General features: G+C 40.3%; 19 protein-coding genes. 18 read left to right on the top strand and 1 reads right to left on the bottom strand.

What is annotated here, in order from left to right; translation table 11 throughout:
- Window positions 1-1560, bottom strand: coding sequence for a 2-isopropylmalate synthase (gene leuA / locus JEP71_RS05240; RefSeq protein ID WP_109371162.1), 1560 nt, complete (start codon window positions 1558-1560; stop codon window positions 1-3).
- An 869-nt stretch (window positions 1561-2429) separates the two neighbouring features.
- Between leuA and leuO the strand changes: the two genes are divergently transcribed.
- From leuO to ftsZ, 18 genes are all read left to right on the top strand, one after another.
- Window positions 2430-3374 (top strand): transcriptional regulator LeuO, encoded by a 945-nt coding sequence (leuO, locus tag JEP71_RS05235; protein WP_198625862.1) that lies wholly within the window; start codon window positions 2430-2432, stop codon window positions 3372-3374.
- Between the two features lie 519 nt (window positions 3375-3893).
- Window positions 3894-5699 carry an AMP-dependent synthetase/ligase gene (locus tag JEP71_RS05230; protein WP_198620832.1) on the top strand — a complete coding sequence of 602 codons (1806 nt, stop codon included), beginning with the start codon at window positions 3894-3896 and terminating at the stop codon, window positions 5697-5699.
- A 223-nt stretch (window positions 5700-5922) separates the two neighbouring features.
- A complete protein-coding gene (gene cra, locus JEP71_RS05225) occupies window positions 5923-6930 on the top strand; it encodes a catabolite repressor/activator (protein WP_075670767.1) in 1008 nt (335 codons plus the stop codon).
- Between the two features lie 684 nt (window positions 6931-7614).
- Entirely contained in the window at window positions 7615-8073 is a 459-nt protein-coding gene (gene mraZ / locus JEP71_RS05220; protein WP_075670769.1) for a division/cell wall cluster transcriptional repressor MraZ, read from the top strand.
- Window positions 8074-8076: 3 nt separating this feature from the next.
- A complete protein-coding gene (rsmH, locus tag JEP71_RS05215; protein ID WP_196533377.1) occupies window positions 8077-9024 on the top strand; it encodes a 16S rRNA (cytosine(1402)-N(4))-methyltransferase RsmH in 948 nt (315 codons plus the stop codon).
- Window positions 9025-9342 (top strand): cell division protein FtsL, encoded by a 318-nt coding sequence (gene ftsL, locus JEP71_RS05210; protein WP_109371152.1) that lies wholly within the window; start codon window positions 9025-9027, stop codon window positions 9340-9342.
- An 11-nt stretch (window positions 9343-9353) separates the two neighbouring features.
- Complete coding sequence (gene ftsI / locus JEP71_RS05205) at window positions 9354-11150, top strand: peptidoglycan glycosyltransferase FtsI (RefSeq protein WP_109371150.1); 1797 nt, start codon at window positions 9354-9356, stop codon at window positions 11148-11150.
- Entirely contained in the window at window positions 11137-12624 is a 1488-nt protein-coding gene (murE, locus tag JEP71_RS05200) for a UDP-N-acetylmuramoyl-L-alanyl-D-glutamate--2,6-diaminopimelate ligase (RefSeq protein WP_196533378.1), read from the top strand. Before ftsI ends, murE begins: the two co-directional genes overlap by 14 nt.
- Complete coding sequence (murF, locus tag JEP71_RS05195; protein ID WP_198625861.1) at window positions 12621-14003, top strand: UDP-N-acetylmuramoyl-tripeptide--D-alanyl-D-alanine ligase; 1383 nt, start codon at window positions 12621-12623, stop codon at window positions 14001-14003. The genes murE and murF overlap by 4 nt, the downstream gene beginning before the upstream one ends.
- On the top strand, window positions 13997-15079 hold the full coding sequence (gene mraY / locus JEP71_RS05190; RefSeq protein WP_023581493.1) for a phospho-N-acetylmuramoyl-pentapeptide-transferase: 1083 nt from the start codon (window positions 13997-13999) through the stop codon (window positions 15077-15079). Before murF ends, mraY begins: the two co-directional genes overlap by 7 nt.
- Window position 15080: 1 nt before the next feature.
- Window positions 15081-16391 (top strand): UDP-N-acetylmuramoyl-L-alanine--D-glutamate ligase, encoded by a 1311-nt coding sequence (gene murD / locus JEP71_RS05185; RefSeq protein WP_198620830.1) that lies wholly within the window; start codon window positions 15081-15083, stop codon window positions 16389-16391.
- Window positions 16391-17584: a cell division protein FtsW gene (gene ftsW / locus JEP71_RS05180; protein WP_196533381.1), complete on the top strand. Its 1194-nt coding sequence runs from the start codon at window positions 16391-16393 to the stop codon at window positions 17582-17584. Before murD ends, ftsW begins: the two co-directional genes overlap by 1 nt.
- Entirely contained in the window at window positions 17581-18663 is a 1083-nt protein-coding gene (gene murG / locus JEP71_RS05175) for an undecaprenyldiphospho-muramoylpentapeptide beta-N-acetylglucosaminyltransferase (protein WP_198625860.1), read from the top strand. Before ftsW ends, murG begins: the two co-directional genes overlap by 4 nt.
- Before the next feature lie 41 nt (window positions 18664-18704).
- Window positions 18705-20168, top strand: a complete 1464-nt coding sequence (gene murC, locus JEP71_RS05170) for a UDP-N-acetylmuramate--L-alanine ligase (protein WP_160230585.1) — start codon at window positions 18705-18707, stop codon at window positions 20166-20168.
- A 5-nt stretch (window positions 20169-20173) separates the two neighbouring features.
- Window positions 20174-20530, top strand: a complete 357-nt coding sequence (locus JEP71_RS05165) for a hypothetical protein (protein ID WP_198625859.1) — start codon at window positions 20174-20176, stop codon at window positions 20528-20530.
- 1 nt (window position 20531) lies between these two features.
- A complete protein-coding gene (gene ftsQ / locus JEP71_RS05160; RefSeq protein ID WP_198620826.1) occupies window positions 20532-21317 on the top strand; it encodes a cell division protein FtsQ in 786 nt (261 codons plus the stop codon).
- 45 nt (window positions 21318-21362) lie between these two features.
- Window positions 21363-22619, top strand: coding sequence for a cell division protein FtsA (ftsA, locus tag JEP71_RS05155; protein WP_006533748.1), 1257 nt, complete (start codon window positions 21363-21365; stop codon window positions 22617-22619).
- A gap of 70 nt (window positions 22620-22689) precedes the next feature.
- Window positions 22690-23856, top strand: a complete 1167-nt coding sequence (gene ftsZ / locus JEP71_RS05150) for a cell division protein FtsZ (RefSeq protein WP_023581499.1) — start codon at window positions 22690-22692, stop codon at window positions 23854-23856.
- The last annotated feature ends 44 nt before the right edge of the window (window positions 23857-23900 follow it).

The raw sequence follows: 23900 nt of genomic DNA, 5'->3' as shown, positions 1-23900 counted from the left end.
TTAAACCGCTTCTTGTGTTGTGTGTTGTTTGCGTTTTTCTATTTCGACTTGCTCTGAGCGCCAAATGCTATTAATAACGTGGATCATGGCATTTGCTGATGAACCTACGATGTCAGTTTCTAAACCCATTCCATGAAATTTACGTCCTTGATATTCAACGACGATATCAACTTGCCCTAAGGCGTCTCTGCCTTCACCTTTAGCTGTTAATTGGTAAGTGACTAATTTCAACGGATAACCTGTTGCGCGAGAGATGGCTTGATAAACCGCATCGACGGGACCATTACCCGTTGCTGCTTCAGTAATTTCTTTATCACCATGAGTAATGCTGACACTCGCGGTAGCAACGGTTGATGAACCCGATTGAGTATTAAAATAATTCATTACAAACTCATCAGGCTCTTGTTGCTGTTGTCCCATAAATGCTAAAGCTTCCAAATCGTAATCAAAGACTTGGCCTTTTTTATCAGCCAAACGTAAGAAGGCAGAATATAAAGTATCCAAGTTATAATCTGTTTCACGATAACCCATCTCTTCCATACGATGTTTAACTGCCGCACGACCTGAGCGAGAAGTTAAATTCAGTTGCACTTCTTTTAATCCGATAGATTCTGGAGTCATGATTTCGTAGGTTTCGCGGTTCTTCAAAACGCCATCTTGGTGAATACCCGATGAATGCGCGAATGCATTGGAGCCAACAACAGATTTATTAGCATGAATTGGCGTATTACATAATTGGCTGACTAATTGGCTGGTGCGATAAATTTCTTTGTGATTAATCCGTGTCTGAACATTCATCATTTGTTCACGGACTTTTATCGCCATAATGACTTCTTCTAATGCGCAGTTACCTGCACGTTCGCCTAAGCCATTAATTGTCCCTTCGACTTGTCTTGCACCCGCTTGTACTGCGGTAATTGAGTTAGCGACCGCCATGCCCAAATCGTCATGACAGTGAACAGAAATAATAGCTTTATCAATATTGGGAACACGCTCAAACAAGTTGGTGATAATGCCACCAAACTGATAAGGCGTTGTATAGCCTACGGTGTCTGGAATATTAATGGTGGTTGCACCAGCATTAATTGCGCTTTCAACAATTCGACATAAATTATCGATATGAGTACGTCCCGCATCTTCGCAAGAAAATTCCACATCATCGGTATAGCGACGAGCTCGTTTTATTGAGTTCACGCCCATTTCAATAATATCTTCGAATGATTTCTTCAATTTATGTTCAGCATGCAATGCCGAGGTTGCCAAGAACACGTGGATACGAAAAGCTTCTGCGACTTTTAAAGACTCTGCTGCAACATCAATATCGTTATCAACACAGCGTGCTAATGCACAAATACGGCTATTTTTGATTTCGCGTGCAATGGTTTGTACGGATTCAAAATCACCGGGAGAAGAAACAGGAAAGCCCGCTTCAATGATATCCACACCTAAACGCTCTAAAGCGTAAGCAATTTGTAACTTCTCTTTTACGCTTAAGCTCGCCTGCAATGCTTGTTCACCATCTCTCAATGTGGTATCAAAAATAATCACGTCATGGCTCATAATCTATTCCTTTCTCTTTTTATTTGCTGTTTGCGCTCTCCCAGGTATAAAAAAACCCGCGACTAGCGCGGGTTTTCTCTCTAAGGGCAGGTGTGTTTCACTTTTTACCCATAAGCCGACCGCGCATAAAAGTTGCGAGTAGTAGTAGGCTTGATAGTAAAATTGCGTTTGACATGAAACATCCTTAGATAAGTTCTCAATAATCTGTATTTATTGATACCTAATACCAATAAAGATGTCAAGTGTTGGAATTTATTAATTCATTTGTCAGTGTTATTTATAAATTTTTCATAGTGATTCTGGCTAATATCTAAATTTTTACTAATGATTATAACTATCAAGCATTCATTGATTGGGTTAATGTTCCATACGTTGTTTGAAAAAGAGTGAAATGAAAAATTAAACAATTGTTTGCTTTTTTTTTAATCAGCCAGTGGGTAGGGGAAAAAGAGGGGGTTAGGGGAGGAATAATTGACAAATGTGAGCAACGTTTTGAATGTAAGAATAAAAATCATTGTATTATAAAAAATAATAGATATCGGATACCTATTTTAGGAATGAAAGTACATTATTTTATTATGATTTTTATCATACTTTGTTTTATTATTTGCAAGGCAGAAGGTAAAACAGGTTGTAATATATATTGATATAATCATTTTCTATACATGTAATTTTAATGTCAAAATTAATTTCTTATATGAAATATGTTTTTTTATTGATATGAAAATTATGTTTTTAGTTATATACATGGATGATGAATAATAAATTTTAATAAATAGTTTAAGTAATAGTTAAAGCTTATTTATTATTAATAATATATTAGTTAATAATGTTTATTTGACTATTATGATAACATAGTGGAGTAAGAAATGACGGATTACACATCAGCAACAGTTACCAGCAGAGAATCAGCAGATATGCATTTACGTAATGTTGATCTTAATTTATTAACGGTATTTGATGCTGTTATGCAAATGCAAAATGTTACCCGTGCTGCGCAAGTACTGGGCATGTCACAACCCGCAGTGAGTAATGCTGTATCTCGCCTTAAAGTTATGTTTAATGACGAATTATTTGTTCGCTATGGACGCGGTATTCAACCTACATTAAGAGCTAAACAACTTTTTGGCCCAGTAAGACAAGCCTTACAATTGGTTCATAACGAGCTTCCTGGAGCAGGATTTGAACCAGAACAAAGTGAGCGTATATTTAATTTATCTATTTGTAGTCCTCTAGATATAAAACTAGCACCCAAAATAGTTGAACAAATTAAAAATGAAACACCTAATATTAACGTTAATATTAAGTCTTATTTAAATAGCAATATAGAACACCAATTAAAATATCAAGAAGTTGAGTTCTTTATTAGCTATAAGGAATTTGAAAAGACTGAATTTCATTCACAACCACTATTTAATGACGAAGTTGTTTTAGTCGTTTCTAATAAACATCCTCGTATTAAAGAGAGTGTGACCCAAGAGATGTTATTAAATGAGCAACATTCCATTGTTTCTTTAGAGGATATTGGTTCATTTAGTGCGCCTTATTATAAAGATACTCATTTGGAAGATTTAATCACTTATCAAGGAACCGATTTAAATAGTGTATTAAATATTGTATCTAGAACTTATTTGGTCGCTATTGCACCAAGATGGTTAGTTGAAAGTTATTCTGAGCAATTAGATATTAAAGCTGTGTCGTTACCTTGGGAAAAAACAGAGCGTCCATGTTACTTGATTTGGCATGAGTCAACAGCGCGTGATAAAGGCCACTTATGGATGAAAAATTTATTAAGTGAAGTTTGTCAAAAATAGAGTGTTTTTGCTCATAATTAGTATTTTTTACTAATTATGCAGAAATAGTGGCAGATAACGTTAGCTATTCGGCTAATGACCAAAATGGCGTTTATGCAGTTAGGTAAACTAAATTGGATTGCTGCCACTATTTTTGCCCTTTCTTTGTAATAATGACTCTTATTTGTATTATACTGTGCTAAACCTATTTTTTTTCACTAATATCCCCCTCGCTATATTGTCATTGATTAAGTTATAACAATTACCTATTGTTATTTATCAGCTTTTCTTTTCGGCTTTCCATAAAAAATAAGATCATCATATTTAGTTTTCTCACGATGATGAGATAGCCTTTTTTGACAAAACTTTTCATAACTCACAATTTTACAAATTTATGTAAAATTGAATTCCTTTATTTTGGTGGATCACTTAGACTTTTATTCGAGTCAGCGAACATGTGTAAGCTGAAATTGTAAGGGAGACATTTTCTCCATTTCGGTTTCATAACACGGTCGCTTTTCCATAAATAGCAGGAAAATTATGATAACTAATAATAATCTTCATGATTATCATATAATTAGAAGATTGCAGATGCAATTTTTGCACAGCGGGAATAAAATTGCTTATCGTCAGTGGGATGCTAAGCGCAATATCGAAATGTCTTGGGAGTCGGTTGAAAAGAAAACACGCGCGCTCTCAAATGCATTGTTAGAAATGGGTGTGGATATTCAAGAAAATATTGGGATCTTTTCTCAAAATACCATTGATTGGTCTTTAGCTGATATTGCTTCTTTGCAGCTACGTGCAGTAACTGTTCCTCTTTATGCAACAAGTAGTGTTGAACAAGCCGCTTACATTTTAAATGATGCGAATATTCGTATTCTTTTTGTTGGCGACCAAAAGCAATACGATATTGTTTCTGAATTATTAGCGTTATGTCCTCAGCTTGAACATATTATTGTGTTTAACTCTGATGTTGTGTTAAACGAAAATATACCTTCATGTTATCTGGAAAATTTAATTAACCAGTCAACATTTCAGCATGATGACGTGTTAAAACAGCGTATTAATGAATGCAATTTAGATGATCTGTTTACTCTGATTTATACATCAGGAACCACAGGTGAACCTAAAGGCGTTATGCTTGACTATACAAGTCTAGCATCACAACTTTATCTACATGATGAGCGTCTCTCATTATCTGATAAAGATGTTTCTCTCTGTTTCTTACCTCTTTCTCACGTTTTTGAACGCGCGTGGAGCTTCTATGTGATGCATACAGGTGCGGTTAACGTGTATTTGACTGACACTCATGCTGTCAGAGAGGCAATGAGTGCGGTTAAACCTACCGTGATGTGCGCCGTTCCTCGCTTTTATGAGAAAGTGTATAGCGCTATTCAAGATAAAGTGTCTCAAGCTTCAGTGTTTCGTCAATTTATCTTTAAATGGGCGATAAAGCAGGGTGAAAAACAGCGTGAAGCACAACTAAATCAACGTCAACAGGGCTTTATTTCCCGCTTATGTTATCGTTTTGCAGATAAAAAAGTGTTAAGTCCAGTGCGTCAAATTTTAGGTGGGCGAGTTCGCTTTTTACCTGCGGCAGGAGCGCGTTTAGATGATGCTGTGATCCGCTTCTTCTTGGCTACTGGTATCAATATTAAATATGGCTATGGTATGACAGAAACCTGCGCCACAGTTTCATGCTGGGAAGAGAACAAATATAAATTAGGTTCTATTGGCACCCCATTGCCGGGCGTCGAAGTGCGTATTGGCGCAGAAAACGAAATCCAAGTACGTGGCAGCATTGTCATGAAAGGGTATTTCAATAAGCCTGAAGATACGGCGGATGCCTTTACAGAAGATGGATGGTTACGTACCGGAGATGCTGGTGCACTTGATAGTGATGGCATGTTATTTATCACTGAACGTTTAAAAGATTTAATGAAAACGTCAAATGGTAAATACATTGCACCACAAATGATCGAAGGAACATTAGGGCAAGACCGCTTTATTGAGCATATTGCGGTGATCGCAGATACACGCAAATTTGTTTCTGCACTTATCGTACCTTGCTTTGATGCATTAGAAGAACACGCGCGTGCATTAAATCTAAAATATCAAGATCGTATGGAATTATTACGCCATACTAAAATTAAAGAGCTATTTGATGAACGTTTACGTGAAATGCAAAAAAACTTTGCAAGTTTTCATCAAGTTAAGCGCTTTACTCTTCTTGCTGAAGGCTTTTCTATGGAATCGGGTGAATTAACACCAACATTGAAACTTCGCCGTAAAATTATTTTTGAACGCTATCGAAATGAAATCGAATTAATGTATCAAGATTAATTTTAATTGATGAAAAAGCACCTAAATGGTGCTTTTTTCTTTTGAAATTACTTATTGATAGATAATAATGATTGAAATAATTGATAAAAGACATAAACGGAAACGTTGACGCATACGGTTTTATCAGTAAATTGTGTTAAAATGCAAACTCAGATCAGCATGATGACTGAAATTCATAGCAATATGTAATAAATAACACATTTAATAATTAAAAGAGGCTAATGTGAAACTGGATGAAATCGCCCGCTTGGCTGGTGTTTCACGAACAACAGCAAGTTATGTCATTAATGGTAAAGCGAAACAGTACCGTGTAAGTGACAAGACTGTTGAAAAAGTGATGGCGGTGGTCAGAGAGCATAATTACCACCCGAACGCTGTTGCCGCGGGATTACGTGCTGGTCGTACGCGTTCTATTGGTTTGGTTATTCCTGATTTGGAAAATACCAGTTATACCAGGATCGCAAATTACCTTGAACGACAAGCGCGTCAACGCGGTTATCAATTACTGATTGCCTGTTCAGAAGACCAGCCAGACAACGAAATTCGTTGTGTTGAGCACTTACTGCAACGTCAAGTTGATGCCATTATTGTTTCAACAGCATTGCCACCAGAGCATCCTTTCTATCAGCGTTGGGCAAATCGTTCATTACCGATTATTGCGTTAGACCGAGCATTAGAAAGTGAGCATTTTATCAGTGTTGTTGGCGATGACTTAGAAGACGCCAAAATGCTGGCAACAGAATTAAAAGCATTCCCTTCGCAATCTGTACTCTATTTAGGCGCACTTCCTGAACTCTCTGTGAGTTTTTTACGTGAACAAGGTTTCCGTAATGTATGGAAAGATGATCCTAGAGAAGTCACCTACCTATATGCAAATAGCTATGAACGAGAAGCTGCTGCGGCTGCTTTTTCTGAATGGTTAAATAACAATCCAATGCCTGATGCGTTATTCACTACCTCTTTCGCTTTATTACAAGGGGTTATGGATGTGACATTACAACGTAGTGGTCGTTTACCAACACAATTGGTTATTGCGACTTTTGGTGATCATGAGTTATTGGATTTCCTTGAATGTCCTGTTTTATCTGTCGCTCAACGACATCGTGATATTGCAGAACGTGTGTTAGAACTTGTTCTTGCGAGTCTTGAAGAAGAACAAAAACCGCAAGCAGGAATTACACGTATTCGTCGTGATTTATGTCGTCGAGGCAGTTTGGGGCGTGCGCGTTAATTGATGTCGCTCTGTTGGTAATTATCTGCATTTATACTCATCCCTGTTTTATTAAATTAAAACGGGGATGTTTTATTTGATTTAAGAATGTCGAATTGCTTAGAGAATATTAAATTTGAGATTAATCTTAAGCGTTTTTTTACTATTTCTCGCATTTTGCTAAATTAGTAGATTGAATTTTGACATATCCATAAGTGATATTGCTTAAATTTAATGAGTAATTAATTTTATTTTGGGAAACTTAAGAAAAAAAGAAATAACTATCTTCATGATATTGAATTATTTTTTTTCGTCTTGCTGTTTTTGTTTATATAAAAGCAACCTCAAATTATTATGTTGGCTAAAGGTAAATGAACTGCAATAAATTAGTTTTTTATAATAAAAATCATGATTTACTTATTATGATTTCTTTATCTGGTTTTCTTCCTTGTAATCGCTATAAATAATTACTTTTCGTGATTAAAAATAGAATTTGAAAAATAACCTCTATTAATCATAGTGTTAATATTTCTTTTTTTCTTTTTGTCGATAATTTAAACATTCCAGAGTATCTACCAAATTACTGTAAATATAAATAAAGCTTCCTATATCTGGCTTGACAACGTTTTCATACCATCCGTAAACTCTATTTGTGGGGATTTGTGGGATAATGTGGTGTAAATTACAAAGCTGGGGGTAATGAGGATGTTTCGTGGAGCAACACTCGTTAATCTTGACAGCAAAGGGCGAATAACAGTTCCTTCCCGTTATCGAACAACGCTGAGTGAGATTTCTGAAGGTCAAATGGTTTGTACCATTGATCTCAATCAGCCATGTTTATTGCTTTATACCCTTCCAGAATGGGAAAAGATTGAGTTAAAATTAGCGGCTTTGTCCTCCATGAATCCTGCGGAACGTCGAGTTCAACGTTTGTTATTAGGTCACGCCAGCGAATGCCAAATGGATAGCGCAGGACGTCTTTTGTTAGCTAGCACGCTAAGACAGCATGCGGGGCTAACAAAAGAGGTCATGTTAGTCGGTCAATTCAATAAATTTGAATTGTGGGATGAACAGGTCTGGTACAAACAGATCGAAAAAGACATTGTAGCCGAGCAAACCTCACAGGAACCGTTATCGACACGACTATTGGATTTATCACTTTAAATAATGACAACGAATAATTTTAGTCATACCAGTGTATTACTGGATGAAGCAGTGAATGGCCTGAATATTAAACCTTCAGGTATCTATATCGACGGAACATTTGGTCGCGGAGGGCACTCTCGTCTAATTTTATCGCAATTGGGCGAACAAGGTCGCTTGATTGCGATAGACAGAGATCCACAAGCGATTGCTGTTGCTAATGAAATTGATGATGCTCGTTTTTCTATTGTTCATGGGCCGTTTTCAAATATTGAGCAGTATGTCACTGAGTTAGGTTTAGCAGGGAAAATTGATGGTGTATTACTGGATTTAGGTGTTTCTTCACCTCAACTTGATGATCCAGAACGTGGTTTTTCTTTTATGCGTGATGGACCTCTTGATATGCGTATGGACCCAACATCAGGGCAATCAGCCGCACAATGGCTGATGACAGCAGCAGAAGAAGACATCACATGGGTATTGAAAACCTTTGGTGAAGAACGATTTGCTAAGCGTATTGCTCGCGCCATTGTTGCACGTAACAAAACAGAAGAGCCTTTGACTCGAACCAAACAATTGGCTGATTTAATTAGCGACGCAAGCCCAGTAAAAGAACGACATAAGCACCCAGCAACACGTAGCTTTCAGGCAATTCGTATCTATATCAACAGCGAATTAGATGAAATTGAAAAAGCATTAAAAGGTGCTGTTTCTGTTTTAGCACCAGAAGGACGTTTGTCGGTCATTAGTTTCCATTCATTAGAAGACCGATTGGTGAAGCGTTTTATTCGAGATGAAAGTAAAGGGCCAGTTGTCCCTGCGGGTATTCCTCTCACAGAAGCGCAGATAAAAGAGTTAGGAAGTGCTCGCTTATCGAGTATTCACAAGATGAAACCGACAGGCGTAGAAGTTGAAGAAAATCCACGGGCACGAAGCTCTGTATTGCGTGTAGCACAACGTATTGAGGAATAAATGTCTACTGAACGACACTCACTACCGAGAGTTATAGGGCAGGATTTACTGCGTCATGGCAAATTACCTGTATGTTTACTGATTGCTGTGATTATTTCTGCGGTGTATGTCGTGACGACCGCACATAAGACACGTTTATTAACAGCCGAGAAAGAGCGTTTAGTGCTGGAGAAAAACGTATTGGAGATCGAATGGCGCAATCTCATTCTTGAAGAAAACGCACTGGCTGACCATAGCAGAGTAGAGCGTTTTTCAAGTGATAGTTTGGGAATGATCCATGTTGACCCAACAAAAGAGAACATCGTGGTTACTAAATAATTAAGGCAAGTATGAAATTTTCACGTTCGGCAAAAGCGAAAGCAAAAACAAAGTCAAATGCCAAACTACGCAAGCCTGAAGAAAAAACAGGATTTGTGAGTTGGCGTTTTGCGTTGCTTTGCGGTGGTATTGGTATCGCTTTAGCCGCGCTATTAATCCGTGTTGCCTATTTACAGATTATTAACCCCGATCCCCTTATTCGTGAAGGGGATATGCGTTCTCTACGTGTACAAAAAGTACCGACAGCAAGAGGCATGATCAGCGATAGAATGGGGAGGCCTCTTGCTGTTAGCGTGCCTGTTTTTGCCATTTGGGCAGATCCTAAAGTTGTATTAGATGCTAATCCCGATATGACAGATTCTCGTTGGTTAGCACTTGCTGATGCACTGAAAATGCCAGTGAATCACATCGAGCAAAAAATTGTCGCAACGCCTTCCGCTCGTTTTATCTACTTGGCTCGCCAAGTGAACCCTGAAATTAGTGATTATATTAGTAAACTAAAAATCACTGGGATTAATATGCGCCAAGAATCAAAACGCTATTATCCATCAGGCGAAGTAACTGCTCACATCATCGGTGTAACAAATATTGATGGTGATGGTATTGAAGGTGTTGAAAAAAGCTTTAACCAGTGGCTGACAGGTGCTCCTGGTGAGCGTGTTGTTCGTAAAGATGGTTTTAACCGTGTTATCGAGAATATCGCTCAAACAGACAGCCAAGCTGCTCATAACCTGATGTTAAGTATCGATGAACGTCTGCAATCTGTGGTTTATCGCGAATTAACCAATGCGGTTATTAAGAATAAAGCAGAGTCGGGAACCGCTGTTTTAGTTGATGTAAATACCGGTGAAGTGCTGGCGATGGCTAACAGCCCATCGTACAACCCAAATAATTTAACGGGAACGCCTAAAGATGCGATGCGTAATCGTGCTATCACCGATATTTTTGAACCAGGTTCTACCGTAAAACCGATGGTTGTGATGAGTGCGCTCCACAATCATATTATTAAAGAAAATAGTGTTATTAATACCGTTCCTTATCGTATTAGCGGGCATCAGATAAAAGATGTGGCGTTATATCATGAGCTTTCGATAACAGGAATATTACAGAAATCGAGTAACGTTGGTGTTTCAAGACTGGCGTTAGCGATGCCTGCATCTGAACTTGTGGATGTTTATTCACGATTTGGATTCGGGAAGCCAACTAACTTGGGGCTAGTTGGCGAAAGTAGTGGCATATTTCCAATAAAAAAACAACGGTGGTCCGATCTTGAAAGGGCCACCTTCTCTTTCGGATATGGGCTAATGGTAACGCCGTTACAGTTAGCGCGTGTCTACGCAACGATTGGTAGTTTTGGTATTTACCGTCCTCTTTCTATTACAAAAGTTGACCCTCCAGTACCGGGAACTCGCGTATTCCCCGAGCCTGTGATGAGAACCGTCGTTCATATGATGGAAAGCGTTGCATTGCCCGGTGGCGGCGGTGTGAGTGCTGCAATTAAAGGTTATCGTGTTGCGATTAAAACAGGGACAGCGAAGAAAGTAGGGCCAGACGGAAAATATATCAATCAATATATCTCTTATGCGGCGGGTGTTGCTCCAGCAAGTCGCCCTCGTTTTGCATTGGTTGTCGTAATCAATGAACCCAAAGCAGGGAAGTACTATGGTGGGGCAGTTTCTGCACCGGTGTTTGGCGCGATCATGGGCGCGGTTTTACGCACAATGAACGTAGAACCTGACGCATTGACGCCAGACGATAAAAATGAATTTGTAATTAAAAAAGAAGAGGATACAAGTGGCCGATCCTAACTTAAGTGACCTATTAGGGGCACTCGGGATACAAGCACCGTCATTGATGCTCAAAGACATGACACTCGATAGCCGAAAAGCGGCGAGCGGTGATCTTTTTATCGCCATCAAAGGTCATGAAACTGATGGTAGACGCTATATTCCTCAAGCAATTGCTCAAGGTGTTTCGGCGGTATTAGCGGAAGCACAAGATGTTGCAACGCATGGTGAAATCCGTGAAAGTCACGGTATTCCAGTTATTTACATTGATAATCTTAATGCAGAATTATCAAAGTTAGCGGGACATTTTTATCATCAACCTGCGGAAAAACTGAAACTGATTGGTGTTACTGGGACTAATGGAAAAACGACAACAACACAATTGTTAGCACAGTGGGCACAAGGTTTGGGTGAAACAAGTGCTGTGATGGGAACAGTAGGTAACGGACTTTTAGGTCATGTTGTTCCTGCGATGAACACCACAGGATCTGCGGTTGATATTCAATTAGAGTTACAGCAATTATTAAATCAAGGCGCGACATTGACCGCTATGGAAGTTTCTTCTCATGGTTTAGTTCAAGGTCGTGTGAGTGCATTGCCTTTTGTGGCGAGTGTATTTACGAATTTAAGTCGTGATCATCTTGATTATCATGGTGATATGGCTAACTACGAAGAAGCAAAATGGTTACTGTTTTCCACTCATTGCAGTGGTGAAAAAATCATCAATGCGGATGATGCCGTTGGTCAAAAATGGTTATCTCGTTTACCTGACGCTGTTGCCGTGACAATGGAAAATAAATTGCCACAAAATTGGCAAGGCCGTTTTGTTAAAACAACCCAGATTAATTATCATGATGCGGGTGCAACCATTCACTTTAGTTCTAGCTGGGGTGATGGTGAAATTGAAAGCCCATTAATGGGGGCATTTAATGTTAGTAATCTTTTATGCGCTTTAGCGACATTATTAGCACTTGAATATCCATTAGATGCGGTTATTAAAGCGTCATCTTCACTCACACCTGTTTGTGGCCGCATGGAAGTATTTAGTGCGGATAATCGCCCTACGGTTATTGTCGATTATGCTCATACTCCAGATGCTTTAGAGAAAGCACTTCAAGCTGCTCGTTTACACTGCACAGGTAAACTATGGTGTGTATTTGGTTGTGGCGGAGATAGAGACAAAGGTAAGCGCCCACTAATGGGAGCAGTCGCAGAAGAGCTGGCTGATAAAGTTGTTATCACCGATGACAACCCTCGTAGTGAAGAGCCTCAAGCAATTATCCAAGATATTCTTTCGGGTTTAATGGATCCTGGTCGTGCGATTGCTATTGAAGGTCGGGCTGAAGCGGTTACTAACGTGATTATGCAAGCAGATACCAATGATATGATTTTAGTCGCAGGTAAAGGGCATGAAGATTATCAGTTGGTTGGCTCGCGTCGTCTCGATTATTCAGACAGATTAACCGTTGCTCGGTTATTGGGGGTGATAGCGTGATCCCTCTGTCTTTAGGAAATATTGCACAAATTAGCAAAGGCACATTGAGCCATCTCGCTCAAAGCCAAGCGGATCAACTTATCATCAAATCGATTTCAACAGATAGTCGTAAAATTGATGAAGATTGCCTGTTTATTGCATTAGCGGGTGAGCGTTTTGATGCTCATGATTTTATTGCTGATGTAAAAGAAAAGGGCGCCGTTGCGGTTTTAGTTAATCGTGAGATTGATGTTGATTGTCCGCAAATCATTGTGAAAGATACCCATCTAGCAATGGGCGAAATTGCAGCACATATTCGTTCGCTAAGCCACGCCAAGATTGTTGCGTTGACAGGCTCTTCTGGAAAAACCTCCGTTAAAGAGATGACCGCTTCTATTTTGCGTCACAGTGGCGAAACCTTATATACCCATGGCAATTTAAATAACGATATTGGCGTACCTTTAACGCTTTTTCGTTTAACGCCAGAACACCGTTTTGCGGTTATCGAATTAGGTGCAAACCATATCGGTGAAATCGCTTATACCGTAAATATGGTAAAACCAGATAGTGCATTGGTAAATAATCTCTTTTCTGCACATATTGAAGGTTTCGGTTCACTGGAAGGGATTGCTCAGGCAAAAGGTGAAATCTTTACCCACTTAAAAGAGCAAGGTACAGCCATTATTAATCTGGATAGTAATGACTTACCTCTGTGGAAACACCATTTGAATGCGCGCCAAACGCAATGGTCATTCTCTTTATCAGCACAAGGTAAAGCCGATTTTTATCCATCAGATATCACGGTTAAGCAATTCATCACAAACTTCACCTTACACACACCAGAAGGTTGTGTAGAAGTCACTCTTCCATTACCGGGTCGTCATAACATTGCGAATGCTTTAGCGGCAAGTGCGCTTGCGCTATCTGCTGGGGCGACGCTTGAAGATATTCGCCTTGGTTTATCGACATTAAAAGCCGTACCAGGAAGATTGTACCCTGTTGAATTAACAGCAGGAAAAATGGTGTTAGATGATACTTACAATGCTAACGATGGTTCGATGATCGCAGGCTTACAGGTTTTGTCTCAATTACCGGGATATAAGATTTTTGTCGCAGGTGATATGGCTGAATTAGGTAAAGATTCAGAAAAATGTCACCGTGACGTGGGGCGTTTTGCACACGATGTAGGTATTGATAGCGTATTTACCGTAGGACATCACAGCCATTTTATTAGTGATGAAAATCAAGGTGGTCAGCATTTTGCATTTAAAGCCGACTTACTTGCTCAATTAATTCCATTATTACAGCAGCATGATGTTGTTTCAGTTTTAGTAAAAGGTTCACGAAGCTCCGCGATGGAAGATATCGTGAACGCATTAAAGGAGTGCTTTGAATGTTAGTTTGGCTAGCCGAATATTTGGTTAAATACCATACATTTTTTAATGTGTTTTCTTATCTGACATTCAGGGCGATTGTTGGCTTATTGACGGCATTAATTATTGCGTTGTGGATGGGACCTCATCTGATTGCATGGTTACAAAAAATGCAAATCGGGCAAGTGGTTCGTAGCGAAGGGCCAGAGTCTCACTTTAGCAAACGCGGTACGCCAACAATGGGCGGGATTATGATCCTGTTCTCTATATCCATCTCCACACTACTATGGGCAAGATTAGATAACCCCTATGTTTGGTGTGTATTACTGGTTTTAATTGGTTACGGCGTGATTGGTTTTGTTGATGATTATCGCAAAGTAGTTCGTAAAGACACAAAAGGCTTAATTGCTCGCTGGAAATATTTCTGGCAGTCCGTACTTGCACTTGTTGTGGCATTTAGTATGTACGCAATTGGTAAAGATACGCCAGCAACACAGCTAGTCGTTCCATTCTTTAAAGATGTTATGCCTCAATTAGGTATGCTCTACATTTTACTGGCTTACTTTGTGATTGTGGGTACCAGTAACGCTGTGAACTTGACAGATGGTTTAGATGGTTTAGCTATTATGCCAACAGTATTTGTTGCTGCGGGCTTTGCATTAGTTGCATGGGCAACAGGTAACGTTAATTTCGCCAGTTATTTGAAAATTCCTTACTTAATGCATGCGGGCGAATTGGTGATTGTCTGTACCGCGATAGTTGGCGCTGGTTTAGGTTTTCTTTGGTTTAACACTTACCCAGCACAGGTCTTTATGGGCGATGTTGGTTCACTTGCATTAGGTGGCGCATTAGGGACTATCGCAGTGTTATTACGCCAAGAGTTCTTATTAGTGATTATGGGGGGTGTGTTTGTTGTTGAAACACTCTCCGTTATTTTACAAGTCGGTTCATTTAAGTTGCGTGGTCAACGTATTTTCCGTATGGCTCCAATTCATCACCATTATGAATTAAAAGGCTGGCCTGAACCTCGTGTTATTGTCCGTTTCTGGATCATCTCACTGATGTTAGTGCTTATTGGTCTGGCGACATTAAAGGTGCGTTAAGATGGCAAATTATCAGGGAAAAAAAGTGGTTGTTGTTGGGCTTGGGATAACAGGCCTTTCTTGCGTTGACTTTTTTATCCGCCAAGGTGTTACACCTAAGGTTATTGATACACGCCAAAAACCAGGAGGCTTAGATAAGCTTCCTGTTGACGTTGAATATCATACAGGTAGTTTTCATCAAGCATGGCTTAACGATGCTGATTTAATTATCTCAAGTCCGGGTATTGCACTTTCGACACCGGAGCTTGTTGAAGCCGCAAATCATGGTGTTGAAATTGTTGGTGATATTGAACTGTTTTGCCGTGAAGCCAAAGCGCCTATTGTAGCGATTACGGGCTCTAACGGTAAAAGTACCGTGACAACGCTTGTGGGTGAAATGGCAAGCGCGGATGGTATTCGTGTTGGAGTCGGTGGCAATATTGGTGTTCCAGCTCTGACCTTATTAACCGAGCCTTATGATTTATATGTATTAGAGCTATCGAGTTTTCAACTAGAAACGACTTATAGCTTACAAGCCGCTGCTGCAACGGTATTAAATATTAGCGAAGATCATATGAATCGCTATCCGTTAGGATTAGAACAATATCGTGAAGCAAAACTGCGTATTTACGATAATGCTAAAACCTGTGTTTATAACGAAGATGATGCATTAACGCTACCTTTAGCGGGTAAAGATAATCGTTGTGTTAGTTTTGGTGTTGGACAAGGTGATTATCAGCTTGATAACACAAATCGCATTTTAAAAGTGAAAGGTGAAAAAGTCCTTTCAACGGCTGAAATGTACCTTTCAGGACAGCATAACTATACCAATGCATTAGCCGCATTAGCTCTTGCTGATGCTGTGGGTATTTCTCGTAAAGCTGCAACCGAGGTACTGAAAACGTATCACGGTCTTGCTCACCGTTTTCAATTAGTTTATTCACATCAAAATGTACGTTGGATAAATGACTCGAAAGCCACCAATGTGGGAAGCACTGAAGCGGCATTACGAGGACTTGAAGTTGAGGGCACACTACATCTTTTATTAGGTGGTGATGGGAAATCTGCTGACTTCACTTCTTTATTGCCTTATATCAGTGGAGATAATATTCGTCTGTACTGTTTTGGACAAGATGGACACGCATTGGCAAATCTACGACCAGATGTCTCTTTATTAACAGTGACAATGGAAGAAGCCATGCGGGCTTTAGCTCCTTCTGTAAAATCAGGGGATATGGTGTTGCTTTCTCCTGCATGTGCAAGCTTAGATCAGTTTAAATGTTTTGAGCAGCGTGGTGATGAATTTGCACGTTTAGCAAGGGAGCTTGGCTGATGAGCGTATTCGCAATGCGAAGATTAAAACAGTGGCTAGTGGGCAGTTATCAAACTGAGAATACGGCATTTGTACCGTATGATCGCACTTTGCTCTGGTTTACTTTCGGATTAGCGGTTGTCGGCTTTGTTATGGTGACATCAGCTTCAATGCCTGTTGGTCAACGTCTTGCAGAAGATCCTTTCTTATTTGCTAAACGTGATGGCATCTATATTGTTGTCGCATTTTGTATTGCGTTAGTCACCATGCGCATTCCAATGGCAATTTGGCAACGTTATAGCAGCTTAATGCTGTTTGGTTCGATATTACTTTTATTAGTGGTATTGGGGGTAGGGAGTTCCGTTAATGGTGCTTCACGCTGGATTGCTGTGGGACCATTAAATTTCCAGCCCGCTGAATTATCAAAACTTGCACTGTTTTGTTATTTATCGAGCTATTTAGTCCGAAAAGTTGAAGAAGTCAGAAATAACTTTTGGGGTTTCTGTAAGCCGATGGGCGTGATGTTAGTACTGGCTGTTTTATTGTTATTACAACCAGACTTAGGAACCGTTGTGGTTTTATTCGTAACAACATTAGCGCTGTTATTTTTAGCGGGTGCTAAAATTTGGCAGTTCTTAGCCATTATCGGTTCAGGAATTGCCGCTGTTGTTATGTTGATTATTGTTGAACCTTACCGTGTTCGACGTATCACTTCTTTCTTAGAACCTTGGGAAGATCCATTTGGAAGCGGTTATCAGCTTACACAATCTCTAATGGCATTTGGTCGTGGTGATTTGCTTGGACAAGGTTTAGGAAACTCAGTACAAAAACTAGAATATTTGCCAGAGGCACATACCGACTTTATTTTCTCCATTTTGGCTGAAGAACTTGGTTATATCGGTGTGGTTTTGGTGCTTTTAATGGTATTCTTCATCGCTTTTCGCGCGATGCAAATCGGACGGCGTGCGCTGATCCTCGATCAACGTTTTTCAGGCTTTTTAGCTTGCTCTATCGGGATCTGGTTTACATTCCAATCATTGGTGAATGTAGGCGCAGCAGCAGGCATGTTGCCGACAAAGGGATTAACCCTTCCTCTTATTAGTTACGGTGGTTCGAGTTTGATTATTATGTCAACTGCTATCGTGATGTTATTACGAATTGATTATGAAACACGTCTAGCACAAGCTCAGGCGTTTGTAAGGAGCCCGAAATGAGCGAGCGTAGACGCCGTTTAATGGTTATGGCTGGTGGCACTGGGGGACATGTATTCCCAGGGCTGGCTGTTGCTCATTATCTACAATCTCAAGGTTGGGAAATCCGATGGTTAGGAACGGCAGATAGAATGGAAGCCGATTTAGTCCCTAAGCACGGTATCGAAATTGAATTTATTCGTATCTCAGGTTTACGTGGTAAAGGTATTAAAGCATTAATCGCAGCACCTATTCGTATTATTAAAGCGATTTTCCAAGCTCGCGCCATTATGAAGCGCTATCAGCCAGATGCTGTACTTGGTATGGGTGGTTACGTTTCAGGCCCTGGTGGTGTTGCCGCTTGGATGTGCGGGATACCCGTTATTTTGCATGAGCAAAATGGTATCGCTGGATTAACCAATCGCTGGTTATCGAAAATGGCGAAACGTGTATTACAGGCTTTTCCGGGGGCATTTCCTAAAGCACCAGTTGTTGGAAATCCTGTTCGTGAAGATGTATTGGCACTTGAAGCGCCTTCAGTACGATTAAAAGAGAGAACAGGGCCTATTCGTGTACTGATCATTGGTGGTAGCCAAGGTGCTAGAATTTTAAATCACACCTTACCCGTAGTTGCAGGTTTACTAGGTGAACATGTTACAATCTGGCATCAAGCAGGAAAAGGTGGCGAAAGTGATACAAAAACACGCTACCAGAACGAATTAGCAAAAAATTCAGTTAAATCTGAATATAAAGTTACTGAATTTATTGATGATATAGCGCAAGCTTACCAATGGGCTGATGTTGTTGTGTGTCGTTCAGGTGCATTAACGGTCAGCGAAATTGCCGCAGCGGGATTACCCGCTATTTTTGTTCCTTTCCAGCACAAAGATAGACAGCAATATTGGAATGCACTGCCGTTAGAAAAAGCGGGTGCAGCGCGTATTATTGAGCAAAACGATTTAACTCCAGAAGTCATTGCACAAACCCTGAAAAATTGGGATAGAGAAACCTTGTTAGCAATGGCAGAGAAAGCAAAAAGTGTTGCGATTACGGATGCCACAGAGCGCGTAGCGAATGTGATAATCGAAGTGGCAAAAAAATAAACGTAACTTGTAACCATTAACGTAGAGTGAAGAAGTAAATAGTGAATACACAACAACTGGCAAAATTAAGATCATTTGTGCCTGAAATGAGAAAAGTTAGGCATATTCACTTTATTGGCATCGGTGGTGCTGGTATGGGGGGGATTGCCGAAGTGTTGGCTAACGAAGGTTATGAAATCAGCGGTTCTGATTTAGCACCAAACGTCGTCACACAACAGCTCGTTGCCTTAGGCGCGACAGTCTATTTTAATCATCGCCCTGAAAATATTCGTGGCGCAAGTGTTGTTGTGGTTTCGACAGCAATCAGTGCTGAAAATCCTGAGATTATTGCAGCAAGAGAAGCGCGTATCCCTGTTATTCGTCGTGCTGAAATGCTGGCCGAATTGATGCGTTATCGTCATGGTGTTGCGATTGCCGGAACACATGGCAAAACGACAACAACAGCGATGATTTCAAATATTTATGCGCAAGCGGGTTTAGATCCTACTTTTGTTAATGGTGGGCTTGTTAAATCGGCTGGCACTCATGCTCGCTTAGGTTGCAGTCGTTATTTAATTGCTGAAGCTGATGAAAGTGATGCATCGTTTTTACATTTACAACCCATGGTTGCTGTCGTTACGAATATCGAAGCAGACCATATGGACACATATCACGGTAATTTTGACAATCTAAAAGAGACGTTTATTACCTTTTTGCACAATTTACCATTCTATGGTCGTGCAGTGATGTGTCTGGATGACGATGTCATTCGCTCTATTATTCCTAAAGTGGGTCGCTATATTACGACTTATGGCTTTAGTGAAGATGCTGACGTTCGTATTACACATTATGAACAAAAAGGTGCCCAGGGCTTTTTCACTATTTCTCGTGAAGGTATGCCAGATTTACAAGTTGTATTAAATGCACCTGGTCGCCATAACGCACTGAATGCGACAGCTGCGGTTGCTGTCGCCACAGAAGAAGGCATTGCTGACGAACATATTTTAGCCGCATTACTTAACTTCCAAGGTACTGGACGTCGTTTTGATTTCTTAGGTAACTACGGTCTTGAGCATGTTAATGGTCAAGAAGGTGAAGTGATGCTAGTGGATGATTATGGTCATCATCCAACAGAAGTTGATGCAACGATTAAAGCGGCGAGAGCGGGATGGCCAGATAAACGCCTAGTGATGATTTTCCAACCTCATCGCTATACACGTACTCGCGATTTATATGAAGACTTTGCCACTGTTCTCAATCAGGTTGATATTTTATTATTAACAGATGTTTATTCTGCTGGGGAAGCGCCTATTGCAGGTGCCGATAGTCGCTCACTTTGTCGAACAATTCGCCAACGTGGGAAGCTAGATCCTATCTGGGTTTCTGATGTGACTAATATTTCATCAATATTGGCAGGTGTATTAACAGATAATGATCTTGTTTTAGTTCAAGGTGCTGGAAATATTGGTAAAATAGCGCGTCGCTTAGCAGATACGAAATTACAACCATCTTTCAGCGAGGATTAAGACGGATGTTTGAGCAAGTGAACATCATTTATGGTGAAATGGTCAATAAAGTAACTGTAATGATGGCGTGTTATGAGGAAAATAACACTGTATTAGCGAAAAAAATGATCGAGAATTCGCTTGCTCAAATCTGTGTTGAGAAAAAATTTCAGTTAAAAAGTAAGAAAAACGCAGAAAAATTCGCAATTTCTTCTTTTAAAGTAAATAATTCTCAACAGATTGAACAATTTAGTGATTTAATTATCAAACCTAAAAGTGTTCATAAAGTATATATATGTAGGAAAAGTATTAATCGCTGGAATATCGGACAAAAGAATGGGCGATTCTCTTGTTTAAACGTTGCTCAGGAGTTAGTGGGTTAATATGTCACAAGCAGCGCTAAATATAAAAGAACACAAAGAGAAGCAACATTCTGACAGACCGAGTAATGGTACTTATTTATCAGGATTAATCTTTTTCTTATGTGTGATTGCCACCATCATTTGGGGTGGAATACAAGTGGTTAACTGGATGAAAGACGCAAATCGTCTGCCAATCTCAAAACTTGTATTAACGGGTGAGCGACATTACACAACGAATGATGATGTACGTCAGGCCATTTTGTCTTTAGGACAGCCGGGTACATTTATGACACAGGATGTGAATATTATTCAGCAACAAATTGAACGTATGCCATGGATTAGGCAAGTCACTGTTCGTAAACAGTGGCCTGATGAACTTAAAATCCATCTGGTAGAGTATGTTCCCTTTACCCGTTGGAATGACACTTACTTTCTTGATAAAGAAGGACGTGTTTTCAGTCTGCCAACGCAGTTGGAAACCAAAGGAAGTTATCCTTTGTTATATGGTCCTCAAGGAAGCGAAAAAATGGTGTTGTCAGGTTATGTGGCAATGAGAGATCAGCTTCTTGCAAGTAACCTGAATTTAAAAGCAGCGTCAATGTCTGCCCGTCAAGGATGGCAATTAGTTTTAGACAATGATGTCCGATTGGAGTTAGGTCGTAAGGATAACGAAAAACGGATCGCTCGCTTTATTGAGTTGTATCCGATACTGCAACAACAAACAGATAAACGAGTTGATTACGTGGATCTGCGTTATGACAGTGGTGGTGCAGTCGGATGGGCTCCTTTATTACTTGATAATGAATAAACAAGACGTGGCAGATGACACGATGAAGGCGAAGGCAGAACAATAATGATCAAAGCGACGGACAGAAAATTAGTAGTTGGTCTTGAGATTGGTACGGCCAAAGTAGCCACCCTTGTCGGTGAGATCCTGCCTGATGGTGTAGTGAATATTATCGGGGTGGGAAGTTGTCCATCTCGGGGCATGGATAAAGGTGGCGTTAATGATCTCGAATCCGTCGTAAAATGTGTACAACGGGCGGTAGATCAGGCTGAGCTAATGGCTGACTGCCAAATATCTTCAGTATATTTGGCGTTATCAGGCAAGCATATCAGTTGCCAAAATGAGATTGGTATGGTGCCAATTTCGGAAGAAGAAGTGACTCAAGATGATGTTGATAGCGTGGTTCATACCGCGAAATCCGTCAAAGTAAAAGATGAACATCGTGTTTTACACGTTATACCGCAAGAGTATGCCATTGATTATCAAGAAGGGATCAAAAACCCAGTTGGATTATCGGGTGTGCGTATGCAGGCTAAAGTTCATTTAATTACCTGCCATAACGATATGGCAAAGAATATTGTAAAAGCAGTTGAACGCTGTGGGTTAAAAGTGGATCAACTGATTTTTGCGGGACTGGCTTCAAGTTTTGCTGTATTGACCGAAGATGAACGTGAATTAGGTGTGTGTGTTGTTGATATTGGTGGCGGTACAATGGATATCGCAATTTATACCGGTGGAGCATTAAGGCATACTCGCGTTATTCCTTATGCTGGCAATGTAGTAACAAGTGATATCGCTTACGCGTTTGGCACTCCGCCAAATGATGCCGAAGCTATCAAGGTTCGTCATGGTTGTGCATTAGGCTCTTTAGTTGGTAAAGATGAAAATGTCGAAGTTCCAAGTGTCGGAGGCAGACCACCAAGAAGTCTGCAACGACAAACTCTTGCTGAGGTGATTGAGCCTCGTTATACCGAACTGCTCAATCTTGTTAATGAAGAGATTTTAAAAGTTCAAGAACAGTTACGCCAGCAAGGGATTAAGCATCATTTAGCCGCAGGTATTGTGCTAACAGGTGGTGCTGCACAGATTGATGGACTTGTTGAATGTGCTCAACGTGTTTTCCACACGCAAGTACGGATCGGTAAACCGTTAAATATTACCGGGCTAACAGATTATGCGCAGGATCCCTACTACTCAACAGCGGTTGGGCTCTTGCATTACGGTAAAGAATCTCACTTTGGTGAGGAAACTGAAACCGAGAAACGCTCTGCTGTCAGTGGTTTATTTAAAAAACTCACTGGTTGGCTAAAAAGAGAGTTTTAATAATCAGACAAATTTAAAAAGAGGTCGTTTGAGCAAGCGGCCCTGAGAAGGCACAAAACGGAGAGAAATTATGTTTGAACCTATGGAATTAACCAACGATGCGGTGATCAAAGTCATCGGCGTTGGTGGCGGCGGCGGTAATGCGGTTGAGCACATGGTTCGTGAACGTATTGAAGGCGTAGATTTCTTTGCAGTCAATACGGATGCTCAAGCGCTACGTAAAACAGCGGTCGGACAGACTATCCAAATCGGTAATGCCATTACGAAAGGCTTAGGTGCAGGTGCAAATCCTGAAGTAGGCCGTAATGCAGCAGAGGAAGACCGCGAAGGGTTACGTGCAGCACTTGAAGGTGCCGATATGGTCTTTATCGCAGCAGGTATGGGCGGTGGTACTGGTACTGGTGCTGCGCCTGTTGTTGCAGAAGTGGCTAAAGAATTAGGCATTTTGACCGTTGCTGTAGTGACTAAGCCTTTTAATTTTGAAGGCAAAAAACGTATGGCATTTGCGGAACAAGGTATTACTGAGTTATCAAAACATGTTGACTCATTAATCACTATTCCAAATGACAAGTTATTAAAAGTACTTGGTCGTGGAATTTCATTATTAGATGCATTCGGCGCAGCTAATGATGTATTAAAAGGCGCAGTTCAAGGTATCGCTGAGCTAATCACTCGCCCAGGTTTAATGAACGTTGACTTTGCTGACGTAAGAACTGTGATGTCTGAAATGGGTTATGCCATGATGGGATCGGGTGCTGCGAAAGGCGAAGATCGTGCTGAAGAAGCAGCAGAAATGGCGATTTCAAGTCCATTATTGGAAGACATCGACTTATCTGGCGCGCGTGGTGTGTTAGTCAACATCACAGCAGGTTTTGACTTACGTCTTGATGAATTTGAAACAGTGGGTAATACCATTCGTGCATTTGCATCAGATAATGCGACAGTGGTTATCGGTACATCCCTTGACCCAGAAATGAATGATGAATTGCGTGTGACTGTGGTTGCAACAGGTATTGGTATGGACAAACGTCCAGAAATTACGCTGGTAACTAATAAACAGAATCAGCAAAGCGCAATGGAGAATCGTTACCAGCAAATGCAAAATAGCATGTCTTCTTTCTCTGCTGTAGAAGAAAGCAAGCCTGCCGCAAAAGCCGTTAACGAACAATCTACTCAGGCAAACAAAGAACCAGATTATTTAGATATCCCTGCGTTCCTGAGAAAACAGGCTGATTAATCGCCAAAAAGATTGGCATCTCCGCTTTTTGTGCTAAACTGTCC

The sequence above is a fragment of the Proteus sp. PR00224 genome (genome assembly GCF_016238105.1).
GTDB lineage: Bacteria > Pseudomonadota > Gammaproteobacteria > Enterobacterales > Enterobacteriaceae > Proteus.
This window is presented reverse-complemented; position numbering and strand designations above follow the sequence as displayed.